At 66.7% G+C, this 17,638-nt stretch carries 27 protein-coding genes; 25 read left to right on the top strand and 2 right to left on the bottom strand.

Annotated features, from left to right (window positions below):
• Window positions 1-151 precede the first annotated feature (151 nt).
• Window positions 152-1,345 carry an elongation factor Tu gene (gene tuf / locus ACFW9O_RS03775; protein WP_351176412.1) on the top strand — a complete coding sequence of 398 codons (1,194 nt, stop codon included), beginning with the start codon at window positions 152-154 and terminating at the stop codon, window positions 1,343-1,345.
• 117 nt (window positions 1,346-1,462) lie between these two features.
• Here the strand turns inward: tuf and ACFW9O_RS03770 are convergent, their stop codons facing one another.
• Together ACFW9O_RS03770 and ACFW9O_RS03765 are read right to left on the bottom strand one after the other, a co-directional pair.
• The gene (locus ACFW9O_RS03770) at window positions 1,463-3,481 is read right to left on the bottom strand and encodes a PIG-L family deacetylase (RefSeq protein WP_384605258.1); all 2,019 of its coding nucleotides are present in this window, start codon (window positions 3,479-3,481) and stop codon (window positions 1,463-1,465) included.
• Window positions 3,482-3,661: 180 nt separating this feature from the next.
• Entirely contained in the window at window positions 3,662-4,120 is a 459-nt protein-coding gene (locus ACFW9O_RS03765) for a GNAT family N-acetyltransferase (protein ID WP_384604594.1), read from the bottom strand.
• Window positions 4,121-4,565: 445 nt separating this feature from the next.
• Between ACFW9O_RS03765 and rpsJ the strand changes: the two genes are divergently transcribed.
• From rpsJ to map, 24 genes are all read left to right on the top strand, one after another.
• Window positions 4,566-4,874: a 30S ribosomal protein S10 gene (rpsJ, locus tag ACFW9O_RS03760; protein WP_003948644.1), complete on the top strand. Its 309-nt coding sequence runs from the start codon at window positions 4,566-4,568 to the stop codon at window positions 4,872-4,874.
• Window positions 4,875-4,888: 14 nt separating this feature from the next.
• Window positions 4,889-5,533: a 50S ribosomal protein L3 gene (gene rplC / locus ACFW9O_RS03755; protein ID WP_328905321.1), complete on the top strand. Its 645-nt coding sequence runs from the start codon at window positions 4,889-4,891 to the stop codon at window positions 5,531-5,533.
• Between the two features lie 4 nt (window positions 5,534-5,537).
• Window positions 5,538-6,188: a 50S ribosomal protein L4 gene (gene rplD, locus ACFW9O_RS03750; protein WP_384604591.1), complete on the top strand. Its 651-nt coding sequence runs from the start codon at window positions 5,538-5,540 to the stop codon at window positions 6,186-6,188.
• Window positions 6,188-6,526, top strand: a complete 339-nt coding sequence (gene rplW / locus ACFW9O_RS03745) for a 50S ribosomal protein L23 (RefSeq protein ID WP_031096361.1) — start codon at window positions 6,188-6,190, stop codon at window positions 6,524-6,526. The genes rplD and rplW overlap by 1 nt, the downstream gene beginning before the upstream one ends.
• A 39-nt stretch (window positions 6,527-6,565) precedes the next feature.
• On the top strand, window positions 6,566-7,402 hold the full coding sequence (gene rplB, locus ACFW9O_RS03740) for a 50S ribosomal protein L2 (RefSeq protein ID WP_031096363.1): 837 nt from the start codon (window positions 6,566-6,568) through the stop codon (window positions 7,400-7,402).
• 12 nt (window positions 7,403-7,414) lie between these two features.
• On the top strand, window positions 7,415-7,696 hold the full coding sequence (gene rpsS / locus ACFW9O_RS03735) for a 30S ribosomal protein S19 (protein ID WP_023539342.1): 282 nt from the start codon (window positions 7,415-7,417) through the stop codon (window positions 7,694-7,696).
• 42 nt (window positions 7,697-7,738) lie between these two features.
• Window positions 7,739-8,086, top strand: coding sequence for a 50S ribosomal protein L22 (rplV, locus tag ACFW9O_RS03730; RefSeq protein WP_026290933.1), 348 nt, complete (start codon window positions 7,739-7,741; stop codon window positions 8,084-8,086).
• On the top strand, window positions 8,086-8,922 hold the full coding sequence (rpsC, locus tag ACFW9O_RS03725) for a 30S ribosomal protein S3 (RefSeq protein ID WP_014047784.1): 837 nt from the start codon (window positions 8,086-8,088) through the stop codon (window positions 8,920-8,922). The genes rplV and rpsC overlap by 1 nt, the downstream gene beginning before the upstream one ends.
• A 5-nt stretch (window positions 8,923-8,927) precedes the next feature.
• Complete coding sequence (gene rplP / locus ACFW9O_RS03720; RefSeq protein WP_014047785.1) at window positions 8,928-9,347, top strand: 50S ribosomal protein L16; 420 nt, start codon at window positions 8,928-8,930, stop codon at window positions 9,345-9,347.
• Complete coding sequence (rpmC, locus tag ACFW9O_RS03715) at window positions 9,347-9,571, top strand: 50S ribosomal protein L29 (protein ID WP_014047786.1); 225 nt, start codon at window positions 9,347-9,349, stop codon at window positions 9,569-9,571. The genes rplP and rpmC overlap by 1 nt, the downstream gene beginning before the upstream one ends.
• On the top strand, window positions 9,571-9,855 hold the full coding sequence (gene rpsQ, locus ACFW9O_RS03710) for a 30S ribosomal protein S17 (protein WP_073718385.1): 285 nt from the start codon (window positions 9,571-9,573) through the stop codon (window positions 9,853-9,855). Before rpmC ends, rpsQ begins: the two co-directional genes overlap by 1 nt.
• Before the next feature lie 100 nt (window positions 9,856-9,955).
• Entirely contained in the window at window positions 9,956-10,324 is a 369-nt protein-coding gene (gene rplN, locus ACFW9O_RS03705; protein WP_003966950.1) for a 50S ribosomal protein L14, read from the top strand.
• A 2-nt stretch (window positions 10,325-10,326) separates the two neighbouring features.
• Window positions 10,327-10,650: a 50S ribosomal protein L24 gene (gene rplX / locus ACFW9O_RS03700; RefSeq protein ID WP_014047788.1), complete on the top strand. Its 324-nt coding sequence runs from the start codon at window positions 10,327-10,329 to the stop codon at window positions 10,648-10,650.
• Window positions 10,650-11,207: a 50S ribosomal protein L5 gene (rplE, locus tag ACFW9O_RS03695; protein WP_014047789.1), complete on the top strand. Its 558-nt coding sequence runs from the start codon at window positions 10,650-10,652 to the stop codon at window positions 11,205-11,207. The genes rplX and rplE overlap by 1 nt, the downstream gene beginning before the upstream one ends.
• Window positions 11,208-11,209: 2 nt before the next feature.
• Window positions 11,210-11,395 (top strand): type Z 30S ribosomal protein S14, encoded by a 186-nt coding sequence (locus ACFW9O_RS03690; RefSeq protein ID WP_003948630.1) that lies wholly within the window; start codon window positions 11,210-11,212, stop codon window positions 11,393-11,395.
• 223 nt (window positions 11,396-11,618) lie between these two features.
• A complete protein-coding gene (gene rpsH, locus ACFW9O_RS03685; protein WP_014154584.1) occupies window positions 11,619-12,017 on the top strand; it encodes a 30S ribosomal protein S8 in 399 nt (132 codons plus the stop codon).
• A gap of 21 nt (window positions 12,018-12,038) precedes the next feature.
• Window positions 12,039-12,578: a 50S ribosomal protein L6 gene (gene rplF, locus ACFW9O_RS03680; RefSeq protein ID WP_351170209.1), complete on the top strand. Its 540-nt coding sequence runs from the start codon at window positions 12,039-12,041 to the stop codon at window positions 12,576-12,578.
• Window positions 12,579-12,581: 3 nt separating this feature from the next.
• Entirely contained in the window at window positions 12,582-12,965 is a 384-nt protein-coding gene (gene rplR / locus ACFW9O_RS03675; RefSeq protein WP_328905327.1) for a 50S ribosomal protein L18, read from the top strand.
• Between the two features lie 47 nt (window positions 12,966-13,012).
• Entirely contained in the window at window positions 13,013-13,618 is a 606-nt protein-coding gene (gene rpsE / locus ACFW9O_RS03670) for a 30S ribosomal protein S5 (RefSeq protein ID WP_056796577.1), read from the top strand.
• Entirely contained in the window at window positions 13,618-13,800 is a 183-nt protein-coding gene (rpmD, locus tag ACFW9O_RS03665) for a 50S ribosomal protein L30 (RefSeq protein ID WP_018550611.1), read from the top strand. The genes rpsE and rpmD overlap by 1 nt, the downstream gene beginning before the upstream one ends.
• A gap of 1 nt (window position 13,801) precedes the next feature.
• Entirely contained in the window at window positions 13,802-14,257 is a 456-nt protein-coding gene (gene rplO, locus ACFW9O_RS03660; RefSeq protein WP_384604580.1) for a 50S ribosomal protein L15, read from the top strand.
• Between the two features lie 224 nt (window positions 14,258-14,481).
• Window positions 14,482-15,801: a preprotein translocase subunit SecY gene (secY, locus tag ACFW9O_RS03655; protein ID WP_351170202.1), complete on the top strand. Its 1,320-nt coding sequence runs from the start codon at window positions 14,482-14,484 to the stop codon at window positions 15,799-15,801.
• On the top strand, window positions 15,801-16,460 hold the full coding sequence (locus tag ACFW9O_RS03650) for an adenylate kinase (RefSeq protein WP_329208288.1): 660 nt from the start codon (window positions 15,801-15,803) through the stop codon (window positions 16,458-16,460). Before secY ends, ACFW9O_RS03650 begins: the two co-directional genes overlap by 1 nt.
• 122 nt (window positions 16,461-16,582) lie before the next feature.
• The gene (gene map / locus ACFW9O_RS03645) at window positions 16,583-17,419 is read left to right on the top strand and encodes a type I methionyl aminopeptidase (RefSeq protein ID WP_384604576.1); all 837 of its coding nucleotides are present in this window, start codon (window positions 16,583-16,585) and stop codon (window positions 17,417-17,419) included.
• Window positions 17,420-17,638 lie beyond the last annotated feature (219 nt).

Raw genomic sequence — 17,638 nt, 5'->3', positions numbered from 1 at the left:
GAGTCCACGCTTTAGGCTTGTCACCGGAGCCTGGCCGGGCATTCGTCGCAGCGCGCAAGCAGTGCGGCGAATGCCCCCGGCACCGGCATTCCAGCAAAGATCACCTGGCGCCGATGAAGCAAGGCGTACAGAACCACTCAGGAGGACCCCAGTGGCGAAGGCAAAGTTCGAGCGGACTAAGCCGCACGTCAACATCGGCACCATCGGTCACATCGACCACGGTAAGACGACCCTCACGGCCGCCATTACCAAGGTGCTGCACGACGCGTACCCCGACCTGAACGAGGCCTCGGCCTTCGACCAGATCGACAAGGCTCCCGAAGAGCGCCAGCGTGGTATCACGATCTCGATCGCTCACGTTGAGTACCAGACCGAGTCGCGTCACTACGCCCACGTCGACTGCCCCGGTCACGCGGACTACATCAAGAACATGATCACGGGTGCCGCGCAGATGGACGGCGCGATCCTCGTGGTTGCCGCCACCGACGGCCCGATGCCGCAGACCAAGGAGCACGTGCTCCTGGCCCGCCAGGTCGGCGTTCCGTACATCGTCGTCGCCCTGAACAAGGCCGACATGGTGGACGACGAGGAGATCCTGGAGCTCGTCGAGCTCGAGGTTCGTGAGCTCCTCTCCGAGTACGAGTTCCCGGGCGACGACCTTCCGGTCGTCAAGGTCTCGGCGCTCAAGGCGCTCGAGGGCGACAAGGAGTGGGGCCAGACCGTTCTGGACCTCATGGCCGCCGTCGACGAGGCCATCCCGCAGCCCGAGCGTGACGTCGAGAAGCCGTTCCTCATGCCCATCGAGGACGTCTTCACGATCACCGGTCGCGGTACGGTCGTCACCGGCCGCATCGAGCGTGGTGTCCTGAAGGTCAACGAGACCGTCGACATCGTCGGTATCAAGACCGAGAAGACCACCACCACGGTCACCGGCATCGAGATGTTCCGCAAGCTGCTCGACGAGGGCCAGGCCGGTGAGAACGTCGGTCTGCTTCTTCGTGGCATCAAGCGCGAGGACGTCGAGCGCGGCCAGGTCATCATCAAGCCGGGTTCGGTCACGCCGCACACCGAGTTCCAGGCGCAGTCCTACATCCTGTCGAAGGACGAGGGTGGCCGTCACACCCCGTTCTTCAACAACTACCGCCCGCAGTTCTACTTCCGTACCACGGACGTGACGGGCGTTGTGACCCTCCCCGAGGGCACCGAGATGGTCATGCCGGGTGACAACACCCTCATGGACGTCGCGCTGATCCAGCCGGTCGCCATGGAAGAGGGCCTGAAGTTCGCCATCCGTGAGGGTGGCCGGACCGTGGGCGCCGGCCAGGTCACCAAGATCATCAAGTAATTACTTGATCGTCTGACCTGGTAGCTCCGCACAGAGCACCAAGAGGGGCCCCGGCCCGCCGCGCAAGCGGTGGACCGGGGCCCTTCGGCATGCCCGGGGCTCCATGAGGGCGATCGCCTACGGCCGCCAGACCCACGGCACGGCGTCCGGTCCCAGGCCGATCGCCGTGGGGCGGCCGTCCGCGCCGAGGTGGAGCGCGGTTCCGTCGAGGGCCGCGGGTCCTCGTGTCCGTACGGAGAGGCCCCGGCCGGTACGGAGCTGGATGCGGCCCTCCTCGGTGCGGCCGAGCAGCACCGTGCCGAGCGGGGTGGCGGCGGCGGCCACGGGCCCGTACCCGTCGAAGTCGTCGCGGTCCGCCGCGGCCCCCGCCCGCACGGCCGTCAGCCGGGACGTGGCCCGGGCCCGGTAGAACAGCTCCACGGACCCGTCGGCGCCCACGAGCGAGGCCGGCGGCTCCCCGGGCACCGGCGCCGCGGTGAGCGGCGCGCGGGCGGTCAGCCCGCCGTCCGGCGTGTCCTGCGTCCAGTGGTGCACGGCGTGACGGCCGGCCGCGTGGACGTGGACGCGGCCCGCTCCGTCCACCGCCGTGCTCAGCCCGTCCTGGACCTCGCCGCCGCCCAGGTCCCGCCAGCCGCTCCACCGGCCTGCCGAGTCCCGTATCTGGGTGCTGAGCCCGTTCTCGGCGTTCCTCACGAAGAGGTGGACCCGCCCGTCGGGGGCGGCGACGGCCACCGGTACGCCGATGCGGCGCCCGTGGTCCTGCCCCCGGGCGGGATTGCCGAGCCCACGCCAGGCACGGAAACCGCCTCCGGGGGAGCGCTGCTCCAGCAGCACGATCTCGCGCTCGTTGTCGCTGCCGTGTCCGCCGAGGGCCGCGAAGCGCAGTCCGAGGAGCAGCTGTCTGCCGTCGGGCAGCACCGCCGAACCCAGGGCCGGGGCGAGCGGGCCGCCTCCGAGGTCGTCCGGCTCGTCCCAGACCCCGCTGCCGGGTGTGCTCTCGCGCCACCGGACCGCGCGCAGCCCCAGCACCCCGTAGGCGACGAGCCGGCCGTCCGGCCCGGTGGTGACGGCGGTCCGGGCTCCCGGGTAGCGGTGGTGGGTGGAGCGGACCCAGCCCTTCCTGTTGGTCAGGGGGCGGTCGCCGCCCACGTTGCAGTCCCCGCACCCGGACGGATTGCCGCACTCCCAGTCCGGGGACCCGCCGTACGGGACGAGGTGGCCGGCCTTCTCGGCCAGCACTCCGGGCGGCAGGTTCTTGGGCCAGTGCCGGTTGTAGTACCCGCGGAACGAGGTCACGGCGAAACCGGGCACCGCACCGCCGTCCCCGGTCGACCGGGCCACCCAGCGGATCATCGCCGCCCAGGCGAAGCAGCCGGCCGCCGTGTGGTCGGCGTGGTCGGAGTACCCGCGCTGCTCGCTGTCCCGCCGGCGGACCGCCTCGGTGCTGTGCTGGATGTCCGGATCGGGGTCCAGGGTGTGGACGACGGTGGGCCGGTACCGCTCCAGCAGCCCGGAGAGGACGTCGATGAGGCCCTCGTACGTGTAGGAACCGGCCCTGCGCAGAGGTGAGTCGGCGGCGACGACCGTACGCAGGACGAGGTGGCGGTCCCGCCAGAGGCTCGGCAGCCCGAGACGGCCGCGCGAGGTGTGCATGGCGGTGTTGAGGAAGATCAGCTCGACCCGGCGCGCGCCGTTCGCGAGGACGTCGACCTCGGCCCGGTGGCCGTCGTGCAGGGTGATGACGGACCGCTGCCAGGGGGTGAACCTGCCGAGCCCGAGCATGGTCGCGTACGCCTGCCGGAGGCCCTGGTGGCGCGAGGAGGAGTACGCGGCCCTGTCCGGGGCGGGACGTCCGGCGCCGGGGACCCTGTTGACGCCGTCGGCCTCGCCCGCCGTGAGATAGACGCAGACCAGGGGCGTACCGGCGTCGAGAAGCTGCCGGGTGTCCGGGTTCATGAAGTACAGGTCGTCGTCCGGGTGGGCGAGTATCTGCATGAGCCGGGCACGCCGTGAACTGCTGATCGGGAAGCCCGGGGCGGGGTTCGGTGTGGGGTTGCGGCGCCTGGGGGCCGGTACGGAACAGGCGCTGAGGGCGGCCGTCGCGGTGGCCGCGAGCAGGGTGGTGCGCCGGGGCACACCTCTTCCGGGCAGGGCAGGTCGATCCGTCACGCCGCGTACTCCGTCCGCTTCCGCTTCCCCCGCAGCGGACGCATGGGCGGCCCTGTGCTGCGTACGACCAACTACGCGCAGGTCAGGGTCGGTCGGCCCGGTCCCGCGGGGGGATAGACGGAGATGCGCGCGGCCAGGTTGCCCCGGTCAGGCCCTCGGTGCCCGGACCATGAAGACGTCGACGGGGTCCTCGTCCTCCAGGACGAAGCCGTGGCGCTCGTACAGACGCTTCGCCGCGCTGCCCTGGAGGACGTTCAGCCGGACGGTGGCGCCCTGGGCGTCCGCGCGGGCCAGGAGGACGCCAAGGACGGCGGAGCCGAGTCCCCGGCCCTGGAGGGCGGGGGAGAGGTAGAAGTGCTCCAGCCAGTGGCCGTTCTCCCGCGGGCACAGGGCGACGCAGCCCGCGAAGGCCCCTTCGGACTCGACGACCGAGGTGTGCTCGGGGACGAAGGCGTCCCGCAGCCGTTGCCGTACGCGGTGCTCGTCGTAGCGGCCCAGACGCTCCAGATCGGGGCGCATCACGGCCGCGCGGAGCTCCGCGATCGGCTCGAGGTCCCGCAGGCCGGCGGGGCGCAGCGTCCAGGCAGGGGCCGTGTTCGTGTCCACGGGGAGAGTTTCGCAGGAGGGGTACGGGGGGCAGGTGGCCGCCCCGGGCGTGCCCGCGTTTGACCATCCGACCACGGGGGGTAGGATCCTCCGCCCGATTGGCCAGGCCTACGACCCGTATGGCACACTGGTCAGGTTGCTCGGTTGAGTGTCAATGCTGCGCGCCTCCCGCCGGGAGGACCGGAAGCGAGTCCCACGGTACTCGTCGACCCCATGGGTCGGACGTACGGGAATCTTTCGGGAAGTTCAGCAGGGCGCAGACCAGGCACCCGGTGGGTGTTCTACCCCCGGCCGCGAGGTCTCAGGCCCGCACCCCCTTGGTTGGGATTTCCTTCGGGAGATTTTCGTAGAGGGGATGCGACACGCCCGACCGCGTGGGTCGGAGGTGGAGTTCTTAGAACTCCCGGGTTCCAGAGCGTTATGAGAGACAGGACTACTAGTAGCCATGGCGGGACAGAAGATCCGCATCCGGCTCAAGGCCTACGACCACGAGGTCATCGACTCCTCGGCGAAGAAGATCGTCGAGACGGTGACCCGCACTGGTGCGTCGGTCGCAGGCCCGGTGCCGCTGCCCACTGAGAAGAACGTGTACTGCGTCATCAAGTCGCCGCACAAGTACAAGGACTCTCGCGAGCACTTCGAGATGCGCACGCACAAGCGCCTCATCGACATTCTCGACCCCACGCCGAAGACGGTTGACTCGCTGATGCGCCTCGACCTGCCGGCTGGCGTCGACATCGAGATCAAGCTCTGAGGGGACGGGCCGAGATGAGCAAGAACATCAAGGGCGTCCTGGGCGAGAAGCTCGGCATGACCCAGGTCTGGGACGAGAACAACCGGGTTGTCCCGGTGACCGTCGTCAAGGCCGGTCCGTGCGTCGTGACGCAGGTTCGTACGAACGACAGCGACGGCTACGAGTCGGTCCAGATCGCCTTCGGCGAGATCGACCCGCGCAAGGTGAACAAGCCCCTCAAGGGCCACTTCGCCAAGGCCGACGTGACCCCGCGCCGCCACCTGGTGGAGCTCCGCACCCCTGACTCCAGCGAGTACACGCTGGGCCAGGAGATCACTGCCGAGGTGTTCGAGTCCGGCGTCAAGGTTGACGTCACGGGCAAGAGCAAGGGCAAGGGCTTCGCCGGTGTCATGAAGCGTCACAACTTCAAGGGCCTCGGCGCCGGCCACGGCGTCCAGCGCAAGCACCGTTCCCCCGGTTCGATCGGTGGCTGCGCCACCCCTGGGCGTGTCTTCAAGGGCATGCGCATGGCCGGCCGGATGGGCAACGAGCGCGTCACCACCCAGAACCTGACCATCCACGCGGTTGACGCGGAGAAGGGTCTGCTGCTCATCAAGGGCGCAGTCCCCGGTCCGAACGGCGGCCTCGTCCTGGTCCGTACCGCGGCCAAGGGGGCTTGAGGTAATGAGCACCATTGACATCCTTTCGCCGGCAGGCGACAAGGCCGGTACCGTCGAGCTCCCCGCGGAGATCTTCGACGCGAAGACCAGCGTTCCGCTGATCCACCAGGTCGTTGTCGCACAGCTGGCAGCTGCCCGTCAGGGCACGCACTCGACCAAGCGCCGCGGTGAAGTCCGCGGTGGTGGCCGTAAGCCTTACCGCCAGAAGGGCACCGGCCGCGCCCGCCAGGGTTCGACCCGCGCGCCGCAGTTCGCGGGCGGTGGCGTTGTCCACGGCCCGAAGCCGCGCGACTACTCGCAGCGCACCCCGAAGAAGATGAAGGCCGCCGCCCTGCGCGGTGCCCTCTCCGACCGGGCGCGTCACTCCCGCATCCACGTCATCACCGGCGTGGTCGACGGTGCAGTGTCCACGAAGGCCGCCAAGACGCTGTTCGGCAAGATCTCGGAGCGCAGCAACCTGCTCCTGGTCGTCGACCGCGCCGACGAGGCCGCGTGGCTGTCCGCACGCAACCTGCCCCAGGTGCACATCCTGGAGCCGGGCCAGCTGAACACGTACGACGTGATCGTCTCTGACGACGTGGTCTTCACTCAGGCCGCTTTCGAGTCCTTCGTGTCTGGCCCCCAGACCGCTGAGACCGAAGGGAGCGACGCCTGATGAGCGAGGCGACCGTTACCAGCTCGACCATCACGAGCAAGACCTACTCGGACCCGCGCGACGTTCTCGTCAAGCCGGTTGTCTCCGAGAAGAGCTACGCGCTGCTCGACGAGAACAAGTACACGTTCATCGTCGCGCCGGGCTCCAACAAGACCCAGATCAAGCAGGCCGTGGAAGCGGTCTTCTCGGTCAAGGTCACCGGGGTCAACACGATCAACCGGCAGGGCAAGCGCAAGCGGACCAAGACCGGCTTCGGCAAGCGCGCTGACACCAAGCGCGCCATCGTGACCCTCGCCGAGGGCGACCGTATCGACATCTTCGGCGGCCCGACCTCCTGACGGAGGTCGAGTCGTCCGGAATCGGACGAGGACTGAGAAATGGGTATCCGCAAGTACAAGCCGACGACCCCGGGCCGTCGTGGCTCCAGCGTCGCCGACTTTGTCGAGATCACGCGGTCCACGCCGGAGAAGTCGCTGGTCCGCCCCCTGCACAGCAAGGGCGGCCGTAACAACGCCGGTCGTGTGACCGTTCGCCACCAGGGCGGTGGCCACAAGCGCGCCTACCGAGTGATCGACTTCCGTCGTCACGACAAGGACGGCGTGCCGGCCAAGGTCGCGCACATCGAGTACGACCCGAACCGCACTGCGCGCATCGCGCTGCTGCACTACGCGGACGGCGAGAAGCGTTACATCGTCGCTCCCCGTGGTCTGTCGCAGGGTGACCGCATCGAGAACGGGCCGACCGCAGACATCAAGCCGGGCAACAACCTGGCGCTGCGCAACATCCCGGTCGGTACGACCATCCACGCCATCGAGCTGCGGCCCGGCGGCGGCGCGAAGTTCGCCCGTTCCGCGGGTGCCTCCGTGCAGCTGCTGGCGAAGGAGGGCACGATGGCCCACCTTCGTATGCCTTCCGGAGAGATCCGGCTGGTCGACGCCCGCTGCCGCGCCACCATCGGTGAGGTCGGCAACGCCGAGCAGTCGAACATCAACTGGGGCAAGGCCGGCCGTATGCGCTGGAAGGGCGTACGCCCGACCGTCCGCGGTGTCGCGATGAACCCGGTTGACCACCCGCACGGTGGTGGTGAAGGCAAGACCTCCGGTGGACGTCACCCGGTCTCGCCGTGGGGTCAGAAGGAGGGTCGTACTCGCTCGCCGAAGAAGGCATCGAGCAAGTACATCGTCCGCCGCCGCAAGACGAACAAGAAGCGCTAGGAGCGGGTTTAGATGCCGCGCAGTCTCAAGAAGGGGCCCTTCGTCGACGGCCACCTCATCAAGAAGGTGGACGTACAGAACGAGGCAGGCACCAAGAACGTCATCAAGACCTGGTCCCGTCGCTCGATGATCATCCCGGCCATGCTGGGCCACACCATCGCGGTGCACAACGGCAAGATCCACGTCCCGGTGTTCGTCACCGAGTCGATGGTCGGCCACAAGCTCGGCGAGTTCTCGCCGACTCGCACCTTCCGCGGCCACGTCAAGGACGACCGGAAGTCGAAGCGCCGCTAGCGCGGGGTGGAAACGACTATGACTCACACCGAAGGGACAACCATGGAAGCCAGGGCCCAGGCGCGGTACATCCGCGTCACGCCCATGAAGGCCCGCCGAGTGGTGGACCTCATCCGTGGCATGGATGCCACGGAGGCTCAGGCGGTCCTGCGTTTCGCCCCGCAGGCCGCGAGCGTGCCGGTTGGCAAGGTGCTTGACAGCGCCATCGCCAACGCTGCACACAACTACGACCACCCTGACGCCTCTTCGCTGGTCATCAGCGAGGCGTACGTGGACGAGGGCCCGACCCTGAAGCGGTTCCGTCCGCGTGCTCAGGGCCGTGCCTACCGGATCCGTAAGCGGACCAGCCACATCACCGTGGTCGTCAGCAGCAAGGAAGGAACCCGGTAATGGGCCAGAAGGTTAACCCGCATGGGTTCCGGCTCGGCATTACCACGGACTTCAAGTCCCGTTGGTACGCCGACAAGCTGTACAAGGACTACGTCAAGGAAGACGTCGCCATTCGTCGCATGATGACGAAGGGCATGGAGCGTGCCGGTATCTCGAAGGTTGAGATCGAGCGCACCCGCGACCGCGTCCGCGTTGACATCCACACCGCCCGCCCGGGCATCGTCATCGGTCGCCGTGGCGCCGAGGCCGACCGCATCCGTGGCGAGCTGGAGAAGCTGACCGGCAAGCAGGTCCAGCTGAACATCCTCGAGGTCAAGAACCCCGAGGTCGACGCTCAGCTGGTGGCCCAGGCCGTCGCCGAGCAGCTCTCCTCCCGCGTCTCCTTCCGTCGTGCCATGCGTAAGAGCATGCAGAGCACGATGAAGGCCGGCGCCAAGGGCATCAAGATCCAGTGCGGTGGCCGCCTCGGCGGCGCCGAGATGTCCCGCTCGGAGTTCTACCGCGAGGGCCGCGTGCCCCTGCACACGCTCCGTGCGAACGTCGACTACGGCTTCTTCGAGGCCAAGACGACCTTCGGCCGCATCGGCGTGAAGGTCTGGATCTACAAGGGCGACGTCAAGAACATCGCCGAGGTCCGCGCCGAGAACGCAGCGGCTCGCGCCGGCAACCGTCCGGCTCGTGGCGGCGCTGACCGCCCGGCCGGCCGTGGTGGCCGTGGTGGCGAGCGTGGCGGTCGCGGCCGCAAGCCGCAGCAGTCCGCGCCGGCAGCAGAGGCCCCCAAGGCCGACGCTCCCGCCGCCGCTGCTCCGGCTGAGAGCACCGGAACGGAGGCCTGACCGAAATGCTGATCCCCCGTAGGGTCAAGCACCGCAAGCAGCACCACCCGAAGCGCAGCGGTATGTCCAAGGGTGGCACGCAGGTTGCGTTCGGCGAGTACGGCATCCAGGCGCTGACCCCGGCGTACGTGACGAACCGCCAGATCGAGGCAGCTCGTATCGCGATGACCCGCCACATCAAGCGTGGCGGCAAGGTCTGGATCAACATCTACCCGGACCGCCCCCTGACGAAGAAGCCTGCCGAGACCCGCATGGGTTCCGGTAAGGGTTCTCCCGAGTGGTGGATCGCGAACGTCAAGCCCGGTCGGGTGATGTTCGAGCTGTCCTACCCGAACGAGAAGATTGCTCGTGAGGCGCTCACCCGCGCTGCTCACAAGCTTCCGATGAAGTGCCGGATCGTTCGGCGCGAGGCAGGTGAGTCGTGATGTCGGCCGGTACCAAGGCGTCCGAGCTGCGCGAGCTGGGCAACGAGGAGCTCCTCAACAAGCTCCGCGAGGCCAAGGAAGAGCTGTTCAATCTCCGCTTCCAGGCGGCGACGGGGCAGCTCGAGAACCACGGTCGGCTCAAGTCCGTCCGTAAGGACATCGCCCGGATCTACACCCTGATGCGCGAGCGCGAGCTGGGCATCGAGACGGTGGAGAGCGTCTGATGAGCGAGAAGACTGTGACTGAGACCAACACTGACCGCGGTTTCCGCAAGACCCGTGAGGGTCTGGTCGTCAGCGACAAGATGGACAAGACCGTCGTCGTCGCTGTCGAGGACCGCGTCAAGCACGCGCTGTACGGCAAGGTCATCCGCCGTACGAACAAGCTCAAGGCCCACGACGAGCAGAACGCTGCAGGCGTCGGCGACCGCGTCATCATCATGGAGACGCGTCCGCTGTCCGCTTCGAAGCGCTGGCGCATCGTCGAGATCCTCGAGAAGGCCAAGTAATTCCTGAAGGGCTCCCCCCTCAGGCAAGTTCCGCCAGGCTCGGCGGGGGCTCCTTCACCGGAGCCCCCGCCGGGAACCGGCAGACGATCAGGAGATAGACGTGATCCAGCAGGAGTCGCGACTGCGCGTCGCCGACAACACGGGTGCGAAGGAAATTCTCACCATCCGTGTTCTCGGTGGCTCGGGTCGCCGCTACGCGGGCATCGGTGACGTCATCGTCGCCACCGTCAAGGACGCGATCCCCGGTGGCAACGTGAAGAAGGGTGACGTCGTCAAGGCCGTCATCGTTCGCACCGTCAAGGAGCGTCGTCGTCAGGATGGCTCGTACATCCGCTTCGACGAGAACGCCGCTGTCATTCTCAAGAACGACGGCGACCCCCGCGGCACCCGTATCTTCGGCCCGGTGGGCCGTGAGCTGCGCGAGAAGAAGTTCATGAAGATCATCTCGCTCGCGCCGGAGGTGCTGTAAGCATGAAGATCAAGAAGGGCGACCTGGTTCAGGTCATCACCGGTAAGGACAAGGGCAAGCAGGGCAAGGTCATCGTTGCCTTCCCCGCTCAGGACCGCGTCCTCGTCGAGGGTGTCAACCGGGTCAAGAAGCACACCAAGGCCGGTCAGACGGCTCGCGGCTCGCAGACGGGTGGCATTGTCACCACCGAGGCCCCGATTCACGTCAGCAACGTTCAGCTGGTCGTGGAGAAGGACGGCAACAAGGTCGTCACCCGCGTCGGCTACCGCTTTGACGACGAGGGCAAGAAGATCCGCGTTGCCAAGCGGACCGGTGAGGACATCTGATGACGACCACCACTGCGCCGCGTCTCAAGACGCGCTACCGCGAGGAAATCGCCGGCAAGCTGCGTGAGGAGTTCTCCTACGAGAACGTCATGCAGGTCCCCGGTCTGGTCAAGATCGTGGTCAACATGGGTGTGGGCGACGCCGCCCGCGACTCCAAGCTGATCGACGGTGCCGTCAGGGACCTCACCACGATCACCGGTCAGAAGCCGGCCGTCACCAAGGCCCGCAAGTCGATCGCGCAGTTCAAGCTGCGCGAGGGGCAGCCGATCGGCTGCCACGTCACCCTCCGTGGTGACCGCATGTGGGAGTTCCTGGACCGTACGCTGTCGCTCGCGCTTCCGCGTATCCGTGACTTCCGTGGCCTGTCGCCGAAGCAGTTCGACGGCCGTGGCAACTACACCTTCGGTCTCACGGAGCAGGTCATGTTCCACGAGATCGACCAGGACAAGATCGACCGGGTCCGGGGCATGGACATCACCGTGGTCACCACGGCGACCAACGACGACGAGGGTCGTGCCCTGCTTCGTCACCTCGGCTTCCCGTTCAAGGAGAACTGACCGTGGCGAAGAAGGCTCTGATCGCTAAGGCCGCCCGTAAGCCGAAGTTCGGCGTGCGCGGGTACACCCGCTGCCAGCGCTGCGGCCGGCCCCACTCCGTCTACCGCAAGTTCGGCCTGTGCCGCGTGTGCCTTCGTGAGATGGCTCACCGTGGCGAGCTGCCGGGCGTGACCAAGAGCTCCTGGTAATTCTCCTTCGCCCCTAGGGGCTTGGGAGGACCAGAAAGCTCTCGGTAAGTATCTGGTCGGCAGGAGCCCCGCTCTTCATGCCGTAGGCTTGAAGGGTTGGGCGCCTGCCGCCCTGACCGACTTACTACGCCGTAGGTCCCCGCACCGCACCCGTCCCGCCACTGAGTGGGGAGAGGGATGGCGCATACAGGAAACCCCGGCGAGAGAGGCCGAAGGCCAACTCATGACCATGACTGATCCCATCGCAGACATGCTCACGCGTCTGCGTAACGCGAACTCGGCGTATCACGACGATGTCGCAATGCCGCACAGCAAGATCAAGTCGCACATCGCGGAGATCCTCCAGCAGGAGGGCTTCATCACCGGCTGGAAGGTCGAGGACGCCGAGGTCGGTAAGAGCCTCGTTCTCGAGCTGAAGTTCGGGCCGAACCGCGAGCGTTCGATTGCCGGCATCAAGCGCATTTCGAAGCCGGGTCTGCGTGTATACGCAAAGTCCACCAATCTGCCGAAGGTTCTCGGCGGCCTGGGCGTGGCGATCATCTCCACGTCCCACGGTCTCCTGACCGGCCAGCAGGCCAGCAAGAAGGGCGTAGGTGGGGAAGTCCTCGCCTACGTCTGGTAGTCGGGAACGGAGGAATAGCTCATGTCGCGAATCGGCAAGCTCCCCATCCAGGTTCCCGCCGGTGTGGACGTCACCATCGATGGCCGCACGGTCGCGGTGAAGGGCCCCAAGGGTTCCCTCTCGCACACCGTCGCAGCGCCGATCGAGGTCACCAAGGGTGAGGACGGCGTGCTCAACGTCGTCCGCCCTAACGACGAGCGTCAGAACAAGGCCCTTCACGGCCTGTCCCGCACGCTGGTGGCGAACATGATCACCGGCGTGACCGCGGGATACAGCAAGGCGCTCGAGATCAGCGGTGTCGGTTACCGAGTCCAGGCGAAGGGCTCCAATCTGGAGTTCGCCCTGGGCTACAGCCACCCGATCCTCATCGAGGCTCCGGATGGCATCACCTTCAAGGTCGAGTCGCCCACGAAGTTCAGTGTCGAGGGCATCGACAAGCAGAAGGTCGGCGAGGTCTCCGCGAAGATCCGCAAGCTGCGGAAGCCCGACCCGTACAAGGCCAAGGGCGTCAAGTACGCCGGCGAGGTTATCCGCCGCAAGGTCGGAAAGGCGGGTAAGTAAGCCATGGCATACGGTGTAAAGATCGCCAAGGGTGACGCCTACAAGCGTGCCGCCCTCAAGCGCCGCCACATCCGCGTCCGCAAGCACATCTCCGGTTCGCCGGAGCGGCCGCGCCTGGTTGTGACGCGTTCCAACCGCCACATGGTGGCTCAGGTCATCGACGACGTCGCGGGCCACACGCTCGCCTCGGCATCGACCCTGGACGCCTCCATCCGTGGTGGCGAGGGTGACAAGAGCACCCTGGCCAAGCAGGTCGGGGCCCTGGTCGCCGAGCGCGCCAAGGCCGCAGGCGTCGAGGCCGTCGTGTTTGACCGCGGTGGTAACCAGTACGCCGGGCGGATTGCCGCTCTGGCTGACGCCGCCCGTGAAGCCGGGCTGAAGTTCTAAGCCCCGGTTCCTACGCACAGCGGACGTAACAGAGAGAGGTAATTCCAATGGCTGGACCCCAGCGCCGCGGAAGCGGTGCCGGTGGCGGCGAGCGGCGGGACCGGAAGGGCCGTGACGGTGGCGCCAGCGCCGCCGAGAAGACCGCGTACGTCGAGCGCGTCGTCGCGATCAACCGCGTCGCCAAGGTTGTGAAGGGTGGTCGTCGCTTCAGCTTCACCGCGCTGGTCGTGGTGGGCGATGGTGACGGCACCGTCGGTGTCGGATACGGCAAGGCCAAGGAAGTTCCCGCGGCCATCGCCAAGGGCGTTGAAGAGGCCAAGAAGAGCTTCTTCAAGGTTCCGCGTATCCAGGGCACCATCCCTCACCCGATCCAGGGCGAGAAGGCTGCGGGCGTTGTCCTGCTCAAGCCTGCTTCCCCCGGTACCGGTGTGATCGCGGGTGGCCCGGTGCGCGCCGTTCTGGAGTGCGCCGGCGTTCACGACATCCTGTCGAAGTCGCTCGGTTCTTCGAACCCGATCAACATCGTGCACGCGACCGTGGCGGCCCTCCAGGGCCTGCAGCGTCCCGAGGAGATCGCGGCTCGCCGTGGTCTGCCCCTCGAGGACGTCGCCCCCGCGGCTCTGCTTCGTGCACGTGCGGGAGCGGGTGCGTAATGGCTCGCCTCAAGATCACGCAGACGAAGTCGTACATCGGCAGCAAGCAGAACCACCGCGACACCCTGCGTTCGCTCGGGCTCAAGCGCCTGCACGACGTAGTTGTCAAGGAGGACCGCCCCGAGTTCCGCGGAATGGTTCACACCGTCCGCCACCTCGTGACGGTTGAGGAGGTTGACTGATATGGCGGAGAACAACCCGCTGAAGGCCCACAACCTCCGGCCTGCCCCGGGCGCCAAGACCGCCAAGACCCGTGTGGGTCGTGGTGAGGCGTCCAAGGGTAAGACCGCAGGCCGTGGTACCAAGGGTACGAAGGCTCGTTACCAGGTTCCGGAGCGCTTCGAGGGTGGCCAGATGCCCCTCCACATGCGTCTCCCGAAGCTCAAGGGCTTCAAGAACCCGTTCCGCACGGAGTACCAGGTCGTGAACCTGGACAAGCTCGCGACGCTCTACCCCGAGGGTGGAGAGGTCACGGTGGCCGGTCTGGTCGCCAAGGGCGCTGTGCGCAACAACCACCTCGTCAAGGTCCTCGGACAGGGCGAGATCTCCGTGGCACTGCAGGTTTCGGTTGACGCCGTTTCCGGCTCCGCCAAGGAGAAGATTGCCGCCGCCGGCGGCACCGTCACCGAACTCGTCTGAGACAACACGGACAATTCGGTGGTCTGAACATCCGACCGGGGATGCCTCTCATATGGGGCATCCCCGGTTGGTCGTTCCTAGGGGGGCATGTCCGCCGGTAAGGTGGCGTCCACTGTTGCTGTGGTAAGCCCTGGGCAAGCGCCCGGGGACCATTGACTGTTACCTAATCGTCGATCCTCAAGACCGTCACCTCTACGCATTGCGCGGGGGTCGCAGGAGGCACCGTGCTCACCGCGTTCGCCCGGGCGTTCAAGACGCCCGACCTGCGCAAGAAGCTGCTCTTCACGCTCGGCATCATCGTGCTCTACCGTCTCGGGGCGCACATTCCCGTACCCGGGGTGAGCTACGAGAACGTCCAGATTTGTGTTGACCAGGCAAGTAAGGGCAATAACAGCCTCTTCGGCCTGGTGAACATGTTCAGCGGTGGTGCACTGCTGCAGATCACGATCTTCGCGCTCGGCATCATGCCGTACATCACGGCCAGCATCATTCTTCAGCTGCTGACCGTCGTCATCCCCCGACTGGAAGCCCTCAAGAAGGAGGGGCAGTCGGGCCAGGGAAAGATCACGCAGTACACGCGTTATCTGACCGTGGCGCTGGCGATCCTCCAGGGCACGGGCCTGGTGGCAACCGCCCGCAGCGGGGCGCTGTTCAGCGGCTGCCCCGTCGCCGACCAGATCGTCCCCAACCAGTCGATCTTCACGACCGTCGTCATGGTGGTCACCATGACCGCCGGAACCGCCGCAGTCATGTGGCTCGGTGAGATCATCACCGACCGCGGCATCGGCAACGGCATGTCGATCCTGATGTTCATCTCGATCGCCGCCAGCTTCCCCGGCGCGCTGTGGGCCATCAAGCAGAGCGGCAAGCTCGCCGACGGCTGGATCGAGTTCATCACCGTCATCCTCATCGGCTTCGTCATGGTCGGCCTCGTCGTCTTCGTCGAGCAGGCCCAGCGACGGGTTCCGGTGCAGTACGCGAAGCGCATGATCGGCCGCCGGTCGTACGGCGGTACGTCCACGTACATCCCGTTGAAGGTGAACCAGGCGGGTGTGATTCCCGTCATCTTCGCTTCTTCGCTGCTCTACATCCCGGCTCTGATCGTCCAGTTCTCCAACTCCACTGCGGGCTGGGCTACCTGGATCCAGGACCACTTCGTCAAGGGCGACCACCCGTACTACATCGCGACGTACTTCCTGTTGATCGTGTTCTTCGCCTTCTTCTATGTGGCGATTTCGTTCAACCCCGAGGAAGTCGCCGACAACATGAAGAAGTATGGTGGCTTCATCCCGGGTATCCGGGCTGGTCGCCCGACCGCCGAGTACCTGAGCTACGTGCTCAACAGGATCACTTGGCCGGGCTCGCTGTATCTGGGTCTGATCGCACTCGTGCCGACGATGGCGTTGGCAGGCTTCGGCGGTGCCAACCAGAACTTCCCGTTCGGCGGGACAAGCATCCTGATCATCGTGGGTGTGGGTCTGGAAACCGTGAAGCAGATCGAGAGTCAGCTCCAGCAGCGCAATTACGAAGGGTTCCTCCGCTGATGCGAATCGTCCTCGTCGGGCCGCCCGGTGCCGGCAAGGGAACGCAGGCTGCGTACCTTGCCAAGAACCTGTCGATTCCGCACATCTCCACGGGCGACCTCTTCCGCGCCAACATCAGCCAGGGCACCGACCTTGGCAAGCAGGCCCGCGCCTACATGGACGCGGGACAGCTGGTGCCGGACGAAGTCACCATCGGAATGGCCAAGGACCGCATGTCCCAGCCGGACGCCGTGAACGGCTTCCTGCTCGACGGCTTCCCCCGCAACGTGGGGCAGGCCGAGGCGCTTGACGAGATGCTCAGGAGTGAGAGCGTCAAGCTGGACGCGGTGCTGGACCTGGAGGTCCCCGAGGACGAGGTGGTCAAGCGCATCGCCGGCCGCCGTATCTGCCGGAACGAGAGCGCTCACGTCTTTCACGTGACGTACAACCCGCCGAAGACCAGCGGAGTCTGCGACGAGTGCGGCGGCGAGCTGTACCAGCGCGACGACGACAGCGAAGAGACGGTTCGTACCCGGCTCGAGGTCTACCACACGCAGACCGAGCCGATCATCGACTACTACCGGGCCCAGGGCCTGGTCGTGACGATCTCCGCGCTCGGGAAGGTCACCGATGTGACCGAGCGGGCCATGGAGGCTCTCAAGAGCTCCGACGAGGGCTGACGCCCCCGCGTTTCACCACTGCAGCCGGCCGCGGCGCCTCAGGGCGCCGCGGCCTGTTGTTTGCGCCGTATCGTGGAGTACGGCCCCGACCGTCCCCATCGAACGCAGAGAGGCGCCGAGCAATGGTGCAGATCAAGACCCCCGAGCAGATCGCGAAGATGCGCGAGGCGGGCCTGGTGGTCGCCGCCATTCACGCCGCGACGCGCGAGGCGGCCGTCCCCGGAGCCAGCACGAAGGACCTGGACGAGGTCGCACGCAAGGTGATCGCCGATCACGGAGCGAAGTCGAACTTCCTGGGCTACGGCGGATTCCCCGCGACGATCTGCACCTCGGTCAACGAAGTCGTCGTCCACGGCATCCCGGACGAGAAGACCGTCCTCAAGGACGGCGACATCATCTCGATCGACGCCGGCGCCATCATCGACGGCTGGCACGGGGACGCGGCGTACACGGCCTTCGTGGGTACCGGTCACGCTCCGGAGCTCGTCGAGCTCTCCCGGGTGACCGAGGAGTCCATGTGGGCCGGGATCGCCGCGATGAAGGTGAACAACCGGCTCGTGGACATCTCGAAGGCCATCGAGTCCTACATCCGCCGCCAGCCCCGGCCGGCGACGGGCAAGTACGGGATCATCGAGGACTACGGCGGCCACGGGATCGGCACCGAGATGCACATGGACCCGCACCTGCTGAACTACGTCTCCCGCAAGCGCGGCAAGGGCATCAAGCTGGTTCCGGGCGTCTGCCTGGCGATCGAGCCGATGGTCTCGCTGGGTACGGCGCAGACGAAGGTACTCGCCGACGAGTGGACCGTGCTCACGACGGACGGCAGCCGGTCCTCCCACTGGGAGCACTCGATCGCACTCACGGAGCAGGGGCCGCTGGTCCTGACGGCACCGGACTGCGGACGGGCGAGGCTGGCGCAGTACGGCGTCGAGGTGGCGCCGGACCCGCTGGGCTGATGCCCGGCCGAGCGCGCCGGACCCCCTCGGCTGAGCCGCTCATTACGTGTCCCGGCGCCGGGTCCGCAAGGACTGCGTCGGGAATACGTGTCTAAGGATCAGTCCCAGTGGGCAAACTTGACGGATTCGTCTTTTGGAGTCCGCTGACGTAGACTGACTCGTCGGCTCTCGTGCATCCGTGTGTCCGCATACGGCGGCCGGAGTCGATCAAGGTAGCCG

Source organism: Streptomyces sp. NPDC059499 (assembly GCF_042749285.1).
Classification (GTDB): domain Bacteria; phylum Actinomycetota; class Actinomycetes; order Streptomycetales; family Streptomycetaceae; genus Streptomyces.
Note: the sequence above shows the minus strand (reverse complement) of the source record. Positions and strands in the feature narration are given on the sequence as shown.